At 53.3% G+C, this 16,937-nt stretch carries 11 protein-coding genes; 6 read left to right on the forward strand and 5 right to left on the reverse strand.

Features of this window, described 5'->3' with window-relative positions:
* Positions 1-7 precede the first annotated feature (7 nt).
* The 3 genes from CJD38_RS11400 to CJD38_RS11410 are packed head-to-tail and all read right to left on the reverse strand — an operon-like array spanning position 8 to position 4,503.
* Positions 8-2,512: a TonB-dependent receptor gene (locus CJD38_RS11400; RefSeq protein WP_107940489.1), complete on the reverse strand. Its 2,505-nt coding sequence runs from the start codon at positions 2,510-2,512 to the stop codon at positions 8-10.
* A 46-nt stretch (positions 2,513-2,558) separates the two neighbouring features.
* Complete coding sequence (locus CJD38_RS11405; protein ID WP_107940490.1) at positions 2,559-3,476, reverse strand: alpha/beta hydrolase; 918 nt, start codon at positions 3,474-3,476, stop codon at positions 2,559-2,561.
* A gap of 34 nt (positions 3,477-3,510) precedes the next feature.
* Complete coding sequence (locus CJD38_RS11410) at positions 3,511-4,503, reverse strand: alpha/beta hydrolase (protein WP_107940491.1); 993 nt, start codon at positions 4,501-4,503, stop codon at positions 3,511-3,513.
* 117 nt (positions 4,504-4,620) lie between these two features.
* Between CJD38_RS11410 and CJD38_RS11415 the strand changes: the two genes are divergently transcribed.
* Positions 4,621-5,598, forward strand: coding sequence for a LacI family DNA-binding transcriptional regulator (locus CJD38_RS11415; protein WP_107940492.1), 978 nt, complete (start codon positions 4,621-4,623; stop codon positions 5,596-5,598).
* Positions 5,599-5,721: 123 nt separating this feature from the next.
* Positions 5,722-7,965 (forward strand): TonB-dependent siderophore receptor, encoded by a 2,244-nt coding sequence (locus tag CJD38_RS11420; RefSeq protein ID WP_107940493.1) that lies wholly within the window; start codon positions 5,722-5,724, stop codon positions 7,963-7,965.
* A gap of 55 nt (positions 7,966-8,020) precedes the next feature.
* Here CJD38_RS11420 and CJD38_RS11425 read toward each other — a convergent pair whose 3' ends face one another.
* Complete coding sequence (locus tag CJD38_RS11425; RefSeq protein ID WP_107940494.1) at positions 8,021-9,631, reverse strand: acyl-CoA synthetase; 1,611 nt, start codon at positions 9,629-9,631, stop codon at positions 8,021-8,023.
* Between the two features lie 63 nt (positions 9,632-9,694).
* Positions 9,695-12,409, reverse strand: a complete 2,715-nt coding sequence (locus tag CJD38_RS11430; protein ID WP_107940495.1) for a winged helix-turn-helix domain-containing protein — start codon at positions 12,407-12,409, stop codon at positions 9,695-9,697.
* A 272-nt stretch (positions 12,410-12,681) separates the two neighbouring features.
* Here CJD38_RS11430 and CJD38_RS11435 point away from each other — a divergent pair, with 272 nt between their 5' ends.
* The 4 genes from CJD38_RS11435 (at position 12,682) to CJD38_RS11450 (ending at position 16,891) form a co-directional block, all read left to right on the forward strand.
* Positions 12,682-13,389 carry a hypothetical protein gene (locus tag CJD38_RS11435; RefSeq protein ID WP_107940496.1) on the forward strand — a complete coding sequence of 236 codons (708 nt, stop codon included), beginning with the start codon at positions 12,682-12,684 and terminating at the stop codon, positions 13,387-13,389.
* 221 nt (positions 13,390-13,610) lie between these two features.
* Positions 13,611-14,318: a hypothetical protein gene (locus CJD38_RS11440; protein WP_107940497.1), complete on the forward strand. Its 708-nt coding sequence runs from the start codon at positions 13,611-13,613 to the stop codon at positions 14,316-14,318.
* A gap of 54 nt (positions 14,319-14,372) precedes the next feature.
* Positions 14,373-15,020: a hypothetical protein gene (locus CJD38_RS11445; RefSeq protein WP_107940498.1), complete on the forward strand. Its 648-nt coding sequence runs from the start codon at positions 14,373-14,375 to the stop codon at positions 15,018-15,020.
* Between the two features lie 248 nt (positions 15,021-15,268).
* Complete coding sequence (locus tag CJD38_RS11450) at positions 15,269-16,891, forward strand: flavin-containing monooxygenase (protein ID WP_107940499.1); 1,623 nt, start codon at positions 15,269-15,271, stop codon at positions 16,889-16,891.
* Positions 16,892-16,937 lie beyond the last annotated feature (46 nt).

Below are 16,937 nucleotides of genomic sequence, written 5' to 3' on the forward strand. Positions count from 1 at the left end.
TGTAGTCCTAATCACCGAAGCGACCGCTTAAACGCAAGGTGAGTGCACGCGGCGTGATGTAGTAATACTCCTCTGCCGCCAGCTCCGGTGTTGGAATGCCCGATGTGAAAGCGTTGGTGAGACCGCGTTCATCCGTCAGGTTGTTCACGATCAGCGCGATCTGCGGCAGCCACTTGTATTGCTCGTTAGAAACGCTGAGCTGCAAATCAACTTGTTTATAACCGAACACCTTGTGTCCGCCGAAAACCGGTACGGCTGATCCAAGCGTTGTGTAGGTGGCGAAGCCACCGACGGTCCAGTCGCCAATCGGGCGCATGAACGAGAGGTTTGATGAGGTCTGCCACTTTGGTGCTAATGGCCAAGTTGTGCCGACTGGATAAACATCGCCAGTAGCGGTGGTGAAGTCTTTGGTTGTCACCGTATCCGCGTAAGAAACGGCGGTGGTGAACATCAGACCTTGCCAAGGGAACAGATACTGCACAGACAAATCACCACCTCGGCTTTTCACCCCGCCAACATTAGTGATGAAGACGGTAAGGCCAGAAGCGTCAGGCTGAAGACTCTGTGGATTTTTCCAGTCGACCATGAATCCGGTCAGATCGACGCGCAGTGTGTTGTCGAGAAACTGCGTGCGAAGACCGGCTTCGTAATTCCAAAGCGTGTCCGATTTAAAAATCTTCGGCGAGGTGGAGGGAATGATAGAACTGGTCAGGCCGGTCTGGATGCCGCCGACGCGGAAGCCCTTTGAGACGAGACCGTAAGCGAGAATATCTTCGTTGATGTGCCAAGTGATAGACGCTTTCGGACTGAAGCCTTTTTCTTTGACTTCACCTTCGACTACGTAAGGCGAGCTACCTTGCTGCGCGAGGACGTAGACGCCGGACTGTACGTTCTGACCGCCAGAAGAGGTGCGATACAAACGACCGCCTAAAGCGATTTCGACGCTATCACCCAATCGACGTGTGAGATCGCCGAATAATGCGAGCTCGCGTATCCGCACATCGGCCGCGGTCTGCACGACGATTGGTGAGCCGGTCTCCGAGAACAGTGAACTCAGCGGCGTCAGGCTCAGTGCATCGAGGATCGTTGCAAGCGGCGCCACGTCTATGGCCAGCGGCACAGTCAGCTTATTTCTGAGGCTCTGCTGCCATGCGAATACGCCAGTGACCCATTTCCAAGAGCTATCAGGATTGTCGACTGAGACCAGACGAAATTCTTGTCCGAAGGTGTCGGAGTCTCCAGTGTATTGCTGTGCAATGAGTGAAAGCGGAGGATTCTTTCCGGCCGTGCGCGAGGTTGCGTCGAAGAAGTTATTGCCGGCTTTGTAGATGTAAGACGTGTCCGATACAAACTGCGCCCATTCACCGCTGTAGGTCACGGAAAAATCGCCCATCCAATACTTGGTGGTGTTCGGGCTGACGCGTGCACGATCGTTGGTGACGAGGCGACCTTGATCGTTATCGGCAGTGCCGACGTCCTGAAGTTTGGTCTGCTGATAAGCCGTCGTCAGCAACACGTCCCACGCTTCGCTAGGGTGCCAGCCAAGCAACGCGCGTGCGCCTTTCTGATCGGTTTGGTTGGTGTCTTTTTTTGGAATGCGCGTGTTGTCGATGAAGCCTGGCGCTATGCGATCGAAGGCCATCACGCGCAGTGCGAGTGAATCTTCATACAAGGGAAGGTTGACCGCTGCACCATACGTTGGCGCAGCATCGCCTTCTTTGATCGAGGTGTACTGTCCAAACCATTTCACTTCGTATTGACCGAAGCGCGGAAGTGTCGGCACATAACGAACTGCGCCGTTCAAAGCAGAGGCGCCAAACAGCGTGCCTTGCGGACCTTTCAGAACTTCAACCGATGCCATATCAAACGGATTGGGATCGAGTGAGAGGATCGGCGCGTAGCCGTCGCTGAACGAAACGTTACCGAACAAAATACCCGTGGTCGAACTGGTGCCGATATCAGACGCGATGCCGCGAATCGTTACGCGTGCAGGGCTGTCGCCGGTGGAGGTGAGGTTTACACCTGGAACGAGTTTGACGATGTCGGCAGTGTCTTGCGCGCCGCGCTGCTCAAGTTCTTCGCCGGAGAGCGCCGTGATGCTGGCCGGAATATCGCGAACATTTTCTGCGCGCTTGGTTGCGGTGACGACGACTTCTTCGATCTGTGCATGTGATGGTGGGGCCTTGAGCGCCTGCGTCGATTCAGACTTTTGCGGCGCTGCGATGGTCGGCAGTACTTCGTCAATTGCCGTCGCTGTTGGATCAGGTTGCGCTGCCGACGTTGCTGGCTCTGGTGTCGCGACAGGCTCTTCGGTTTGAGTCGGTGCAGAAGGTTCTGTCGAGCTTAGTAATTCATCGAACAGCTCGTTCTGCGACGCTTCACCATTTTGCGCCGCAGGTGACTGGCTTGGTTGCTCTTGCGCAGTGGCATGCATGGGCATAGCGACGAGCATGCAGAGCCCGATCTTCAAGGCCGTCATTGGCACCAGCGACTTCTTGTATTGTTTTGACACGATATTCTCCTCACACTCAATTCAAAGGTGTGCCTGATGACTTTGATCAGGCTTGTAGTTCAGTTACCAACATGTCGATGCACACAGGCGCAGCCGGGCAGAGGCTGGCGATCGACAGGAATGCGTGTGGCATTCCTATGTAATTTTCGAGGCGCACTTTCACGCCGGCTTCACGCAGGCGATCGGCGTAGCGGATGCCGTCATCACGCAGAGGGTCCGCATCTGCGGTCACGATGACGGTGGGTGGCAGGCCACTCAGATCTGATGCAAACAATGGCGAGACAAGCGGATCATCAACCGCCGCCGCACCGCGATATTTTTCAATGATTGCAGCGGCATCACGACGCGACATGCCGTGACGTGGTGGATCAATCGAATGCGATGCCATCGTCAGATCGAGGAAGGCATAGATCAACACTTGGCGGCGAATCACGCCACGGCCACGCATGCGCAGATTGAGTGCGGCGGTCAGATTGCCACCCGCGCTATCGCCGACAACATCAACAACGGAATATTGCTTCAGCAACTCGTCCAAAGCGTCTTCGCAATCTTCCAGTGCGGCAGGGAAGGGATGCTCGGGTGCGAGTCGATAGCCGACAGCGGTGACTTCAGTGCCGAGTCGGTCGCAGAGATTGGTGCAGAGGTAGTCCAGAGAATCGACACCGCCAGCAATCCATCCGCCACCATGAATGAACAAGATGGGTGTTGCCGATGGCTTGCGTATATGCGGAAGAAAACGTTTGATCGGAATCGCACCGCCGCGTGCCGCCAACGTAGAACGCGCGATGGTTGTTTCTGGCATCGGCAGCAGCATCCATGGCGCAGGAACAACTGCGGCGCGACGTTCCAGAGGCATGTTCATTGCTTTGGCTGATGCCGCGCTCACGCCAAATCGTGCCAGCAACTCCGTGACGGCCATGAGTGCGCGTAGCTTCCATCCATGTACTTCTGCAATCGATTTCATTTTTGGCCGTAATTATTCGTTTGAAGGAAAGTCGTTAGAGGACGCCGAGTTGGCGGAGCAGGAATTCGCCGGTGCGAGCCCGGGCCAGTGCGGCCTCAGGAGAATTAACCGGCTTGAACTGGAAGACGTGCCAAAGACCGTCATAAATCTGAAGTTCTGCATCGACACCGTTATCAAGCATGCGGCGATGAAGGCGAATGGAATCGCTTAACAACAGTTCACGCGTTCCGCACTGGATCAGCGTCGGCAGAAAGCCTGGCGCGTAATCAGCGAACAGAATGGAAACCAGGGGATCAGTCAGACTGCTTTTCCCGGCGTAGCAACGGGCGCCGGTAGCGAGGAATGTTTCTTTGTAGAACGGCTCGGAGTCGGCCAGTGTGAGATAGCTATCGCCGCTGCAAGTCATATCTGCCAACGGTGACCATAGGACTAATCCGGCTGGGAGAGGCACGCCGCGGTCACGTGCTCTTAGCATTGCGGACGCAGCAATAGTGGCGCCAGCAGAATCTCCGTAGATGGCGATATCGCTAGGCAAAAAGCCTTCTGCATAGAGTGCGGTCAGCACGGCAAGAACCTGTTCGCCGATGAACGTGTGATCTGCTTTCGGCGCAGGTGTGTAATCGATCGATACGATGCGCAGGCCGGTTTCTTCGGCAAGCGGCAGCGTGCTGTCCAATGCATCGTGTGAGGCGCCACCAACGAAACCGCCGCCGTGTGTATAAAGCAGAACCTTGCCAGCGATGGCACCGCGCTTGGGGCGAATATCGCTGACCGTGACACCGCCTAGCTGGATCGTTTGAACATCAGCGGCGTAGTGCTCAAGCAGGCGAGCATTCATCGGTTCGCGCTTGCGCATTTCTGCTGTATTGCGCTGCTGCCAACCATCGACGTCTTCTACCGTTGGTAGGCACATGGCGTCGCGTTCCGCACGCGAAAACACATCACGAAAATACTGCTGCGCCTCTTGAGAGAGGTGGGAAGCAGGCTCCGGAAATCCGGTTGCGGGAATGAGTGCAGGATTCAACATGGCGGCACTCTAATCACTTTTGCAATCGATTGCAAAGAAGCGTAGATTGGCTATAGTGGACACTAATCAAAGACTCGGAACCGCGGACGTGACCCTGTGAAAAAGAATGCAGGCCCCATGTCTATGGACGATATTGCACGCCTCGTCGGCGTGTCGAAGGCCACTGTTTCCCGTGCGCTACAGGACAGTCCGCTGATCGCGGATGAGACCAAAAAACGGATTCTTGAAGTTGCGCGCAGCAACAACTACGTCGTCAATCGCAGCGCACAGAATCTGCGCCGTCGACGCACCGACACGATTGGCTTGGTCATCGACTTCCCGTCGCTACCAGAACATCGGCTCTCAGATCCTTTCCACTTTGAACTACTCGGCAATATCGCGAACGCATTGGCTGCGCGTCAGCAAGATGTGCTCTGGTGTTCGCCGCAGTCTGCTCACGCGGGTGGTTTTGAAAACCTGCTCGCCAATAAAGGCGTTGATGGAATTATTTTTATTGGCCAGAGCGGGCACCACAGTGAACTACGCGCGCTGGCAAAAGTCGGCATTCCGTTTGTTGTGTGGGGCGCTCATCGAGACGATGCCAACTATTGTGTTGTCGGCAGCGACAATCTGCTGGGTGGACGTTTGGTCGCGCAGAGATTTCGCAAACTAAAACGTAAGCGGCCAATGTTCCTTGGGCCCAAGGGTCACATCGAGATTGATCAACGTTGCAACGGTTTTGCGCAGGAGTGGGGATCAACCATCGAGCAATTAGAAGTTGCTGATCTCTCCTTTATGACCAGCCGCAATGCAGTGCTGGCGTGGCTGGATTCCGGAAAGACATTACCCGATGCCTTGTTCGCAGGCAGCGACACGATGGCGATGGGTGCGTTGGCAGCTATGAGAGAACGTAATATTGAAGTGCCTGCCGCATGCAGTGTCTGCGGTTACGACGACAGTCCATCCGCACTTCACCATTCACCAGCGCTTACGACGGTCAGGCAGGACACTCGCTTGGCCGGAGCGGTTCTGGTCGAGCGTCTTGTGCAAATCATTCAAGGAAACCCCGCCGCTTCGGTACTACTGCCGACCGACTTGATCGAAAGGGCGACCTGATCGCTTGCGTGCTTACTGACGTCCTTCGTATAATGAGATCAGTTCTCATTTGAACTAAAAACCCGGTTGCCAGCCAGATCGTCATAGCCAGAGCGCCATCCCTTTTAATAAAGATGGATAGCTATGAACAAGCTTCTGGTCGCCGCGACATTCGCGGCATTCACGCATATGCCGCTGGTTGTTGCTCAGAGCAGCGCCGACACAAACACTCAAAATTCAACGGCGACGAGCGAGGGCGATGCCCAGCAGTTGCCAACGGTCGTTGTAACTGGCACTTCAGAAACCAGCTATACCGTTAAAGACAGCGCCGCATCGACCAAGCTGCCGATGAGCCTGCGTGAGACTCCCCAATCAGTCACGATCATCACGCGCGAACGCATGGAAGATCAGAAGCTGACCTCAATTCGCGATGTGCTCGATAACACCAACGGCGTTTACACCTACTCTTGGGACACTGAGCGCGTGTTGTTCACGTCGCGTGGTTTCATCATCGACAACCTGATGTATGACGGTGTTCAGACCGCAATGTCTGCAGACACAAGTTCCATCGACGATACCCTCGACACCGCCTTGTATGACCGCATCGAGATCGTGCGTGGTGCTACAGGCTTGATGACGGGCGCGGGTAGCCCCTCAGCGTCGGTCAATCTCGTACGCAAGCATGCCGACAGCAAAACTTTTGAAGGCGAGGCTGGACTCAGCGCTGGTATGTGGAATAACTATCGTGGTGACGTAGATCTGTCACTGCCACTCACGCAAGACGGCAGCGTGCGTGCACGTGTTGTGGGTGCGTATCAGTACAACCAGTCGTATCAGGATTTATATCGCCGTCGTAAACCGGTGTTCTACGCCATTGTGGATGCGGATATCACACCTAAAACTTTGCTGTCCGTCGGCTACGACTTTCAGGAAACACGCGCGAGAGGAAATACTTGGGGCTCATTCCCGATGTTCTTTAGCGATGGCACGCGCACTGATTGGGCGCGCTCTGTCACTACGGCTGCTGACTGGACGTTCTGGAATAAACGCACTCAAAGCGTCTTCGCAGAACTCAAGCATGACTTTGACAATGGCTGGGCACTGCGCTCAACGATTACGCATCGCTGGAAAGATGGTGAGTACAAGCTGCTGTACTTCGGCGGATTTCCTGATCGCGTGACAGGGCTTGGGCTTGACTTGGGTCCGGACTACGACCAAGACCCAGGCGGCAATCCTGACGTAATTTCTGCCTCTTACTTTGGACACGAGACTGATCGTCTTAATGTCTTGGACGTTTACGCGAGCGGTCCATTTAATCTGTTTGGACGCAAGCATGAATTGGTTGCAGGCATCTCAGGATCGAGGCTGACGCAGGCTGGACGAAATCTGAACAATGTGGATGGGGGAATGGCGACTCCGGGCAATTTCTACAATTGGGATGGGTCTTATCCAGAGCCGCAGTACAACGAGAATCCAGACGACATCGATTTCACCAGCGCTGTGACTACCCAGCGCAGTGCCTACACAGCTGTGCGACTTTCGCTCGCAGATCCGCTCAAGCTGATTGCTGGAGTTCGCTACACCAATTGGAAATCAGAAGGCTCGGCAACCGAAGGTGCCAGCTATGGTGCGCATCCATTCGTTCCTTATGCCGGACTCGTTGGTGATGTCGGCATGGGTTTCTCCGTCTTCGGCAGCTATACGGAAATTTTCAACCCCCAAGGCAATCGCGATGTTTCAGGAAAGTATCTCGACCCCATCGATGGTCGTAGCGTCGAAGCCGGTATCAAAGGCACGCACTTGAATGGTCGACTGAATACGTCATTGACCATTTTTGATACTCGTCAGAATAACGTTGCAGTGCCAGACCTCGATTCCAATGGTGACCCAATTCCAGTCATTGGCTATCCTAATCAGCAAGCATCAATCGCAATCGATGGAACACGCACGCGTGGGTTTGAAGTAGAAGTTGCTGGCGAACTTGCACGTCGCTGGAACCTCTCACTCGGCTGGTCTTACTACAACCTGCGTGATGCTGATGGCAATGCCGTCAACCCACATATCCCACGCACCTTGGTGCGCCTGTTCACGACTTGGTCACCTGCTGGGGAGTGGAGTCGATTGACGATTGGTGGTGGTGCCAACTGGCAGGGCAGCAGCTACGTTGATAGTTTGGCGCACCCAGCTACGGCACCATCAGGGCATGTCGATCAGCAAGGTGCCTTGCTGGTTAACTTGATGACACGCTATCAGTTCACGCCCAGCCTTTCCTTGCAGCTCAACGGCAGCAACCTGCTTGATCGCAAGTACTACATTCTGGATAACTACGACAACTCAAGCTACGGCGCGCCAGCCAACGTTTCTGCAAGCTTGAATTTTCGTTTCTAGTTTTTAATCGAATTTGTTGTACAAATATAAAAGGGCCGCAGGGCCCTTTTATTGTTTAAGCGTTAGCTGATGATTCCTCATTGATCTTTGCGTAACGATCTCTCAGTTCTCGTTTCAGAATCTTGCCGCTGGCATTCTTCGGTAGTTGATTGATGATCGCGATGTGCTTAGGCGCTTTATAACCAGCGAGACGATCGCGGCAATGCGTCATCAGCGTATCTACTGACAACTCTGCACCAGATCGTAAAACGACAACCGCCATTACGGCTTCAATCCAACGCGGATGAGGCACGCCGAACACTGCGACTTCAGCTACCGAAGCATGCTGGAAGATCACTTCTTCAACTTCACGGCTGGCAACATTCTCACCACCGGTCTTGATCATGTCCTTCTTACGATCAACGACAGTCAAATAGCCTTCTTCATCAAACACGCCGAGATCGCCGCTATGGAACCAGCCATTGCGGAATGCTTCTGCGGTCTTCTCAGGATTTTTCCAATAACCCAGCGTTGCATGCGGGCTGCGATGGACGATTTCACCAATGACGCCGACAGCAACCGGCACATCGTTGTCATCAACTACGCGCGTTTCAACATTCAGTGCAGCGCGACCGGCGGAGCCCAGCTTTCGCATCTGATCTTCTGGGCTCAAGATCGTTGCAACGGGTGACATCTCAGTCTGCCCGTAGAAATTGAACAGGCGGATTCCAGGAATCTTTGCGTGAATCTCTTTAATGATCTCCATCGGCATGATCGAAGCGCCGTAATAACCTTTCTTCAGCGATGAGAGATTGCGTCGACCAAAGTCTGGATGGCGAAGGATCGCGATCCAAACTGTCGGTGGACAGAACAGTTTGGTGACGCCTTCTTCTTCAATCGTCTTGAGCAGATTTGCCGGATCGGGTGCTGAAAGAATGATGCTGGTCGCGCCGATGTAGAGATCAGGCGTCAGGAAGCAATCAAGCTGGGCGCAGTGATAGAGGGGCAGTGAGTGCACTTCGATATCGCTCGCGCTCATTTCACCATCAGCAATGCAACTCGCATAGTGTGCATACAGAGAGCGCGCTGAAAGCAGAGCGCCTTTAGGACGAGATTCGGTTCCGCTGGTATAGAGCAGTTGAACAGCTTCGTCGTCGCCGATAGCAACATCCGGTGCGCTGGTGTCATCGTGCCGCATCAAGATCGATATCGGCTCCCAGTCTTTTGGAACAGTAGCGCCAGACTCTTCGATGACGCACTTCAAGCGCATCGTCATCTTGGCTTCTGCAATTGCCGCATCAACTGTTGCCACCAGCGCGTCTTCGACGACCACGGCTTTGGCCTCGGCATTGTCGAGGATGAATGCGATCTCGGACGCGTTCAGCATGAAATTGATCGGAACCATCACGGCACCAAGACGCGCCAATGCAAAGCGTGTGACGACGAAGGCATGGTTGTTATGGGAAACCATCGCAACGTGATCACCACGCGAGATGCCGCGTGCGGCGAAAGCGTTGGCGACACGATTCACGACCGTATCGAGTTCTGAAAAGCTGTGTCGAATGCCTTTATAGATCAGTGCCGTCTTGTTGGGCGTTCTGGCGGCGCTGCGCCATAAGAGATCAGCGAGTCGGTTACGTCGCGCGCTTGCGACCAAACTATTGAGGTCCTTTTCACTGGCAGTCATTGCGTTCTCCTAATCATTATTTTCGTGTCATGGCTTGGCCATGCATCGGTAAATCTTAAAAATCTAGTTCAGCAACTGCGGCTCGGGTTTGGTGGTGTTCGAATTGGAGCGCAGGCGAGGCAGCAGATTGTAGGCGTCAATGCGACGCGCGACATCCAGCTTTCTGTAAATGTTCTTCAGGTGATATTTCACGGTGTTGGTTGAGACACAGGAGCGCTGAGCCATTTCCTGATTCGATAGTCTTGCGCTCAGGTAACCCAGAATTTCTTGTTCCTTATCGGAGAATTGATCAATGTCGATCAGTGCAATTTCTGGCGGCAGAATCTGTGAATCGCTGGATGCACGCGCAATCGAGATCAACTTCCGCGCAAACGCAAGAATCGGTGTTGGGTCGGCTCCTTCCGTGGAAGCAACTAACTCTTTCAGCAGATCAACCACCGCTTCACCCTCATCGAGTATCAAGCGGATATAACCGTCGCTCTCAGCAGAACGCAGCGCGCTGGAGAGATGACGAAGACTCGCGAGGCCCAGGCCTCTTTTCTTCAACACAATCGCTTGAAGAATGCTCAAGCGAATGGAGTAGTACAGGTAACCGGGTCTGTCTGTTTGCAGTGCAGAAAGTTCAGCGCTGGCCTCATCAAACTGTTCTTTGTAAATGGACACGCGCACTGAACTGATCTTTCGGCTTTCCAGCAACTCTGAAACCGGCAGCCAATCGGCAGGAATGGTCGGCGTCGCCTGGCGCAGAGCGGATAGCTGGCTTGGAATGTTGTGCAGATTGTTGCTGGTTAAATTTGCGCGTAAGCGTTCGCTCTTAAACAGCTGGACAACGCGAGGCCAAGAGTTTCGATTCGCAATGGCTTCGGCATTTGCCAGAATCGCCAAACTCTCTTCACGTCTGCCGCAGGCGGCATGGATGCGTGATACGCAGATCATGCTGATTGCAAAGAAATCAGGAATGGCCGATTCAAGCACCATGTCGTGATATTCATCAAACACAGCGAGTGCAACATCGAATTCATTGGCTTCGTAGAGCGCCCAGATGTAACAGGAAGCGAGTGGGGCAGAGCCGAAAGCGGAATCGAGAACCTGACGCTGATCCGCAAGGCCGCTGCGTAGCACCGTAAGCGCTGATTTCAAATGGCCCTTGATGATGTGGCTTACGCCTTCTAAACAGGAGGTATAACCGCCGCTGAAGATCGCGGAACCCTGATGATTGTAGATTTGGGCGGCGGCGATGCGGTTTTGTGATTCGTCTAGATCGCCGATCACAAGATTGCGGAACGCGTCGAGGTTTGCCGCGGCAGCCAGTGCAAAAGCCTCGAAGCGATCAAGGTCGCCACTTTTATTCACCACGCCAACAATCTGTTTAAACGCACCTGACATATCGTCAGCGCAGATCGATGCCATGGCATGCATCGCAAGTGAGTCGTTTGGATATTCAGTTTGCGAATCAGATGTGCCGAGAAGTTGCGCGAGCTTGCTTCTGCGGCCAAGGAATATCAGCGCCCAAGCGATGCGATAGCGTAGGGCAGGTCTCTTTTTAATTTCAACCAGCGGAATGCAATCAAACCAGCGCTCGGCGATGGACATTTCGCCATCTGCGACAAGGTCCGCCGACCATAACTCAAGGATATCCGCAGCCAGCGATAAATCATTCGCCGCAACGGCATGATGCAAAGCGTCTTGAAAATGGCGGTGATTGAAAAACCAACGCGCGGCTTGAGCGTGCAGCAGGCGATAGGTGTCGGCCTCGCCAGAGAGCAGTTGTTCTCTCAGGTAGGAAGCAAAAAGTGAGTGATAGCTGAACCATGACTGTGTGAGGTCCATCGCTCTGACAAAAAGACCAGCTCGCTCTAAATTGATCAGCACGCTTTGCGCGTCGGAGCGGCCACTGAGTTCATTGCATATCTGCGCGTTGAGGCGATTAAGGATGCAGGTTCTTAGTAGAAAAGATCGGATATCGATTGATTGATCTGACAACACGCACTCGGTTAGATACTCGGCGAGTTCGCGTGGGCGGTAATTATCCAGGCGCTGCAAAGTAGATTGTGCAGACAACTTTGAAAGCCCGAGCCTGAACAGTTGCACGGCTGCGGGCCAGCCTTCGGTGCGCAGATGAACTTGATCAACATCGTCTTGGCTGATCGATAACTCCACCGCAGTCGAGAAGAAAGTTCGCACCTCGGCTTGCGAGAAGCGGAGATCATCTGCCAACACGAGGAGCACGCGATTGGCGACCAGCAATCGTGCTACGCCTGCTTGAACTGCATTACGCGTCGCAACGAAGACTCGCACGTTGTCTGGGCAGCGATAGAGAAAGTCACGCCAGAAGGAGAGTACCGATTGATTCGTGATCGATTCAAAGTCATCGATAAACAGCGCCATGTCCGCGCCGCTATCCGCCATACGATCGATGAGCCAATCGGCACGCTGCTCAAACTGGTTGCCTGACTCTGAGTAATCCAATTCCCGCGACGCCTTCACGCTCAAGCGCGGAATGAGCTTGTCGAGCATCAGTCGCAAATGTTTGGCGTGGCGACGGCTATCGTTATCGGATTCGTCCAGCGTCAGCCAAGCGCATTGAAGGCCGCGTGTTTCGCAGGCTCCGCGCAACTGCCGCATCACCGTCGATTTTCCGTGTCCGGCCGGCGCCTGAAGGATGACCACGTTGGGCGCCACGTCGGACATGACCCGCTTCAAAATGTCCTGACGCAGCATCCGCTGACCGGGTTCGGTCACATGCTGGCGATAGGTTTTGTCTTCGCTATGTGGCATCGGGCCGTGCTTCTGTAGGGGTAAAAGCGCTTATGTGTTCCGGATCATAGGTCCGGAATCCCAGCCCGAGACTACCCGTTATGGGTAGTAGAACAGCTTAGATCTGATTCATGAAGTGAGCTTGAACAAGGTGCTGGGGTCGAAATAAAGAGCCGTTTTCAGCCTGAGCTTTTCTGAAATATCGATCCAAATATCAGTATGTCTAGACCACTAGCTGGGCCTGAAAATCGGGCGCAGCCTGCGCTGACTGAATAGACAGAAGGAGATCCCTCATGTTTAAGAAGATCATTCAGGCCAGCGCAGTTGCCATTTTGCTGGCGAGTACATTCAGCGCCATTGCGGCGGACGCGCCAATTCAAACGGTCTATCCCGTTAAGGCGAAGATGACCATGGTCACTAGCGTCAACAATCCCGCGAGCGGATCAGCAAAGCTGGTGACCATTACCCTCGATAACAAGAAGCTGATCCGTATGACCATGGGGCTGCCGCCGGACATCCCAGCTTTGAATGAGCAGCATTGGGTGCTGGGATTTGTGCCTGTGAATCAGAATCTAAGCAATTGTAAGGCTGCCATTGTTGTCTGGGACAAAGTCAGGGAAGAGATCAATGGCGAATTGGCCACTGCCAAACTCTGTGAGAGCACAGGCTTATACCTTTCGGCTCCTGTGCGTGGAAAAAATTCCACGGCGCGATCCCTCGATATTGCTTCTTTCACATTAGTAACACCCGGCGGCTGCTCTCAGAGCAAAAACAGTTTGCACGGCAATCCCGCGTCTTTGTCTGGCTTGAGTGATTACAGCTTCCAAGCGTCTAGTCATATCTCGACGAAGCAGACCCTTGTCCAGCTTTTTGGTGAAGTCCTAGAAACGAATACCGAGACTCACGGGTTGATCAAAGATGGAAGCTTCTCAGTCAATGTGAAAAAACCGCTCGGCAGCGCTAAAAAACTGCTCGCTATGAATTGCGAGCCAGAGGAATAGCGCAGCACCAAAAGATCACACGGTCTCAGAAGGATCTGAGGCCGACTTTTGATTAAGCGACTGATCGCTTATCTCCTTCTGTACTGAACTATCAATGTCTCCTTTGAAAAGCCGCCTTCCGGGTGGCTTTTTTATATTCATCCACACATGAGTATGTCTAGGCCACTAGTTGAGCTTTCATATAGAGCGCAGCCTTCTCAGACTTTTAGAAGGAGACCCTCATGTTTAAAAAGATCATTCAGACCGTCACGGCTGCCGCTCTGCTGGCGAGTTCATTTAGCGTCATTGCAAAGGCCGATCCAATGCAAACGGTCTATCCCGTTAAGGGGAAGATGACCATGCTCACCCGCGTCGACAATCCAAATGACGGATCTAAAAAACTTCTGACCATCACCTTCGACAACAAGAAGCTGGTCCGTATGGCCATGGGTATGACCCCTAATGCGCCGACCCCAGGTGAAGCGAACTGGGTGCTGGGATATGCCCCTCGTGATGGGACCTTATTCAGTTGTTACGCAGCGATCGTAGTTTGGGACAAGGTCGCCGGCGAGATCATTGGCGAATTAGCTTCTATTGATGCTTGCGCGAGCCCATCAGCACTGAATTCATTTCCAGCAACTGGAAAAAAGGGCACGAATCGATACCTAAGTAGTATCCGTTTCAAATTACTAACGCCAGAAGGTTGTTCTCAAAGTGAAAACAGCTTGCGATACGAGCTCGCGCCGCTATCTGGCTTGAATGATTTTAGTGAGACGACACCTGGCCAAATTGCGACCAAGTATTCCCTCAGCAAGATTTTTGGTGACGTTACAGAATTGAATACAGCCACTAGAGGTCTGATCACGGACGGGAGTTTCGTGGTTACTGCTAAAAAGTCGCTTGGCGAGACTAGAAAAAATCTTGCTATGAATTGCGAGTTAGAGGAATAGCGCAACATTAAAAGACTGCACGGTCTCAGAAGCATTTGAGACCGACTTTTTCTTATGAATACTTCCTCTCGTTCAACCGCAATCACACTGGCCATTGGACTACTGGTGGGCGTTGGCTTGGGTTACTGGCTAGGGTCTGCCGAATCAGTAAACTCGCAGATCAACGATCAGCTTGTGACGACGATGCAAGCTAGCACGCCAACTTCGGCCGAACTGCAGGGCAGTCGTCTTCACCAGACTTCCGCCACGCTGCCGCCTGCGAATTTGCTGCTGGTCGGCACGCTGCTCGAAGTCGATAGCACCCGATCCAAAGCCTGGCTGCTGGATACGCGCTCAGAACTGACGCAGATTTACAGAACGAACGATGTGCTGCCCGAGGGTTTTAAAGTTGAGGTTATCGAAGCTGATGCCTTGATCGCCATAAAGGATGGGCAGCGCTATGTGTTTCGCAGAGCGTCGCGAACGTCCGATGTAGCGGCAACTGCGCCGCCTGCATTGACGGAGCCGCATGTCGAATCTGGCAATGTCCGCAATCAGCGACGCGCGGGCAGATCAGATCAACGCGCAACTTTTCAGCCTTCACAGTCCATGACTGCGGAAGGCCTTACGGCGGCCTGGGGTGCTGACAGCGTGAAGGACCTGCCTGAAGAACCTGAAGCTGAAACCGATGCGAAGGACGATAGTCCGCAGGGATCCCCTTAGCCTCTATCCCTGAGACTACCCGTTTCGGGTAGTACGACTGCCTCAAGCCGGTTCATAGTATGACCCTGAGAGAGAGGCCCAGCGGCTCAAAGTAGGCTGCTGGCGAATGTAGAACGAATGCTGCAGTAGGCCCGGGTTGATCCGGTTTGCTGCATTGAGCGCATGGCATCAGTGCGCTCTAGATCTATCCCTCTCGTTAATTGTCCCAAAACGCGGCGTGTGCCGCATTTGATCAAAGGGGTCACACGATGAGTAGCGATCAGAGCAAATCTAATTCCCAAAGCACATACGACGTTCTGATCGTCGGTGCCGGTTGGTCGGGCATGTACATGCTTTATAAGTGTCGCCGCTTGGGTCTGACGGCGCGCGTCATCGAGAAGGGTTCCTCGGTTGGTGGCACTTGGTATTGGAATCGCTATCCCGGTTTGCACTGCGACGTCGAGAGCGTCGAATACTCCTTCTCCTTCGACAAGGAACTTCAAGAGGAATGGAATTGGTCTGAGCGCTACGCCTCGCAGCCAGAAATTCTTCGCTACGCTAATCATGTTGCTGATCGCTTTGATCTGCGTCGCGATATTTCCTTCAACACCAAAGTGCTGTCTTTGTCTTTTGATGAAGCAACCGGCACATGGGGCGCTGAAGTTGAAGGCCATGCACCACTACGCTCTAAGTATGTGGTGATGGCGACCGGTTGTTTGTCTCATCCGAAAGATCCCGGCATCCCCGGTGTGGAAAACTTCAAAGGCGAGGTTTATCACACGGCGCAATGGCCGGAGAAGGCACCTGATTTTGCTGGCAAGCGCGTTGGCGTAATCGGCACCGGTTCTTCAGGAATTCAGACCATTCCAATTCTGGCTGAGCAGGCCGAACATCTTTATGTGTTCCAACGTACGCCTAGCTACAGCCTGCCTGCGCACAACAGTAAACTTAAGCCAGATTACGTGCGTGGCGTTAAAGATAATTATGAGCAGCTGCGTCAGGAAGCTCGCCAGCATATGGTTGGTATTCCTGCGCCGACTTACGCAATGTCAGTGTTCGACGTCGATGCCGCTGAACGCACAAGAATTTATCAATCGATTTACGATCAGGGCAAGCCATTCGCGCTGATGGTTGCATTCGGCGATGTGCTGGTGAGTAAAGAAGCGAATCAGACCACGCAGGATTTTCTTGCAGACCGCATCCGCTCGCGTGTGAACGATCCTGAGTTGGCTGAACAGTTGATTCCACGTTCACAGTACGCAGGCACTCGCAGACTTTGTATTGATACCAACTATTACGAAACTTTTAATCGCAAAAACGTCACGCTGAAAAATCTACAAAAGGACCCAATCAAGCAGATTGTGTCGAACGGCGTGGAGACAGAAAGCGGCGTTCAAGAACTGGATTGCCTGGTCTTCGCCACGGGTTATGACGCGATGACGGGCGCGCTGCTCGCGATTGATATTCGTGGACGTGGCGGCGTGACGCTTCAATCGAAATGGTCAGAAGGCCCACGCACGATGATGGGTTTGATGACGGCAGGATTTCCAAATCTGTTCACCGTCACTGGGCCTGGTAGCCCGGCGGTGCTGAGCAATATGGTGAATTCAATTGAGCAACACGTGGAGTGGATTGCCGACTGTCTGGCCTACATGGGTAAACAAGATAAGCAGCTGATTGAGGCAGACACAGAAGCCGAAAATCAGTGGGTGAGCCACGTCAACGAAGTAGCCAACATGACGCTCTTCCCGCTAGGTAATACCTGGTACCTCGGCGCGAATGTCAAAGGCAAACCGCGAGTCTTTATGCCTTATATCGGTGGGGTGGGTACATATCGCCAATTGTGTGATCAAGTGGCGGCAGACGGATATCGTGGATTTATTACACAGTAAGTGACCGTAAATATCAGTAAATGTTAGGGCCTAAAGGAGCGAGAGC

The sequence above is a fragment of the Stenotrophobium rhamnosiphilum genome (genome assembly GCF_003052265.1).
Classification (GTDB): Bacteria; Pseudomonadota; Gammaproteobacteria; order Nevskiales; family Nevskiaceae; genus Stenotrophobium; species Stenotrophobium rhamnosiphilum.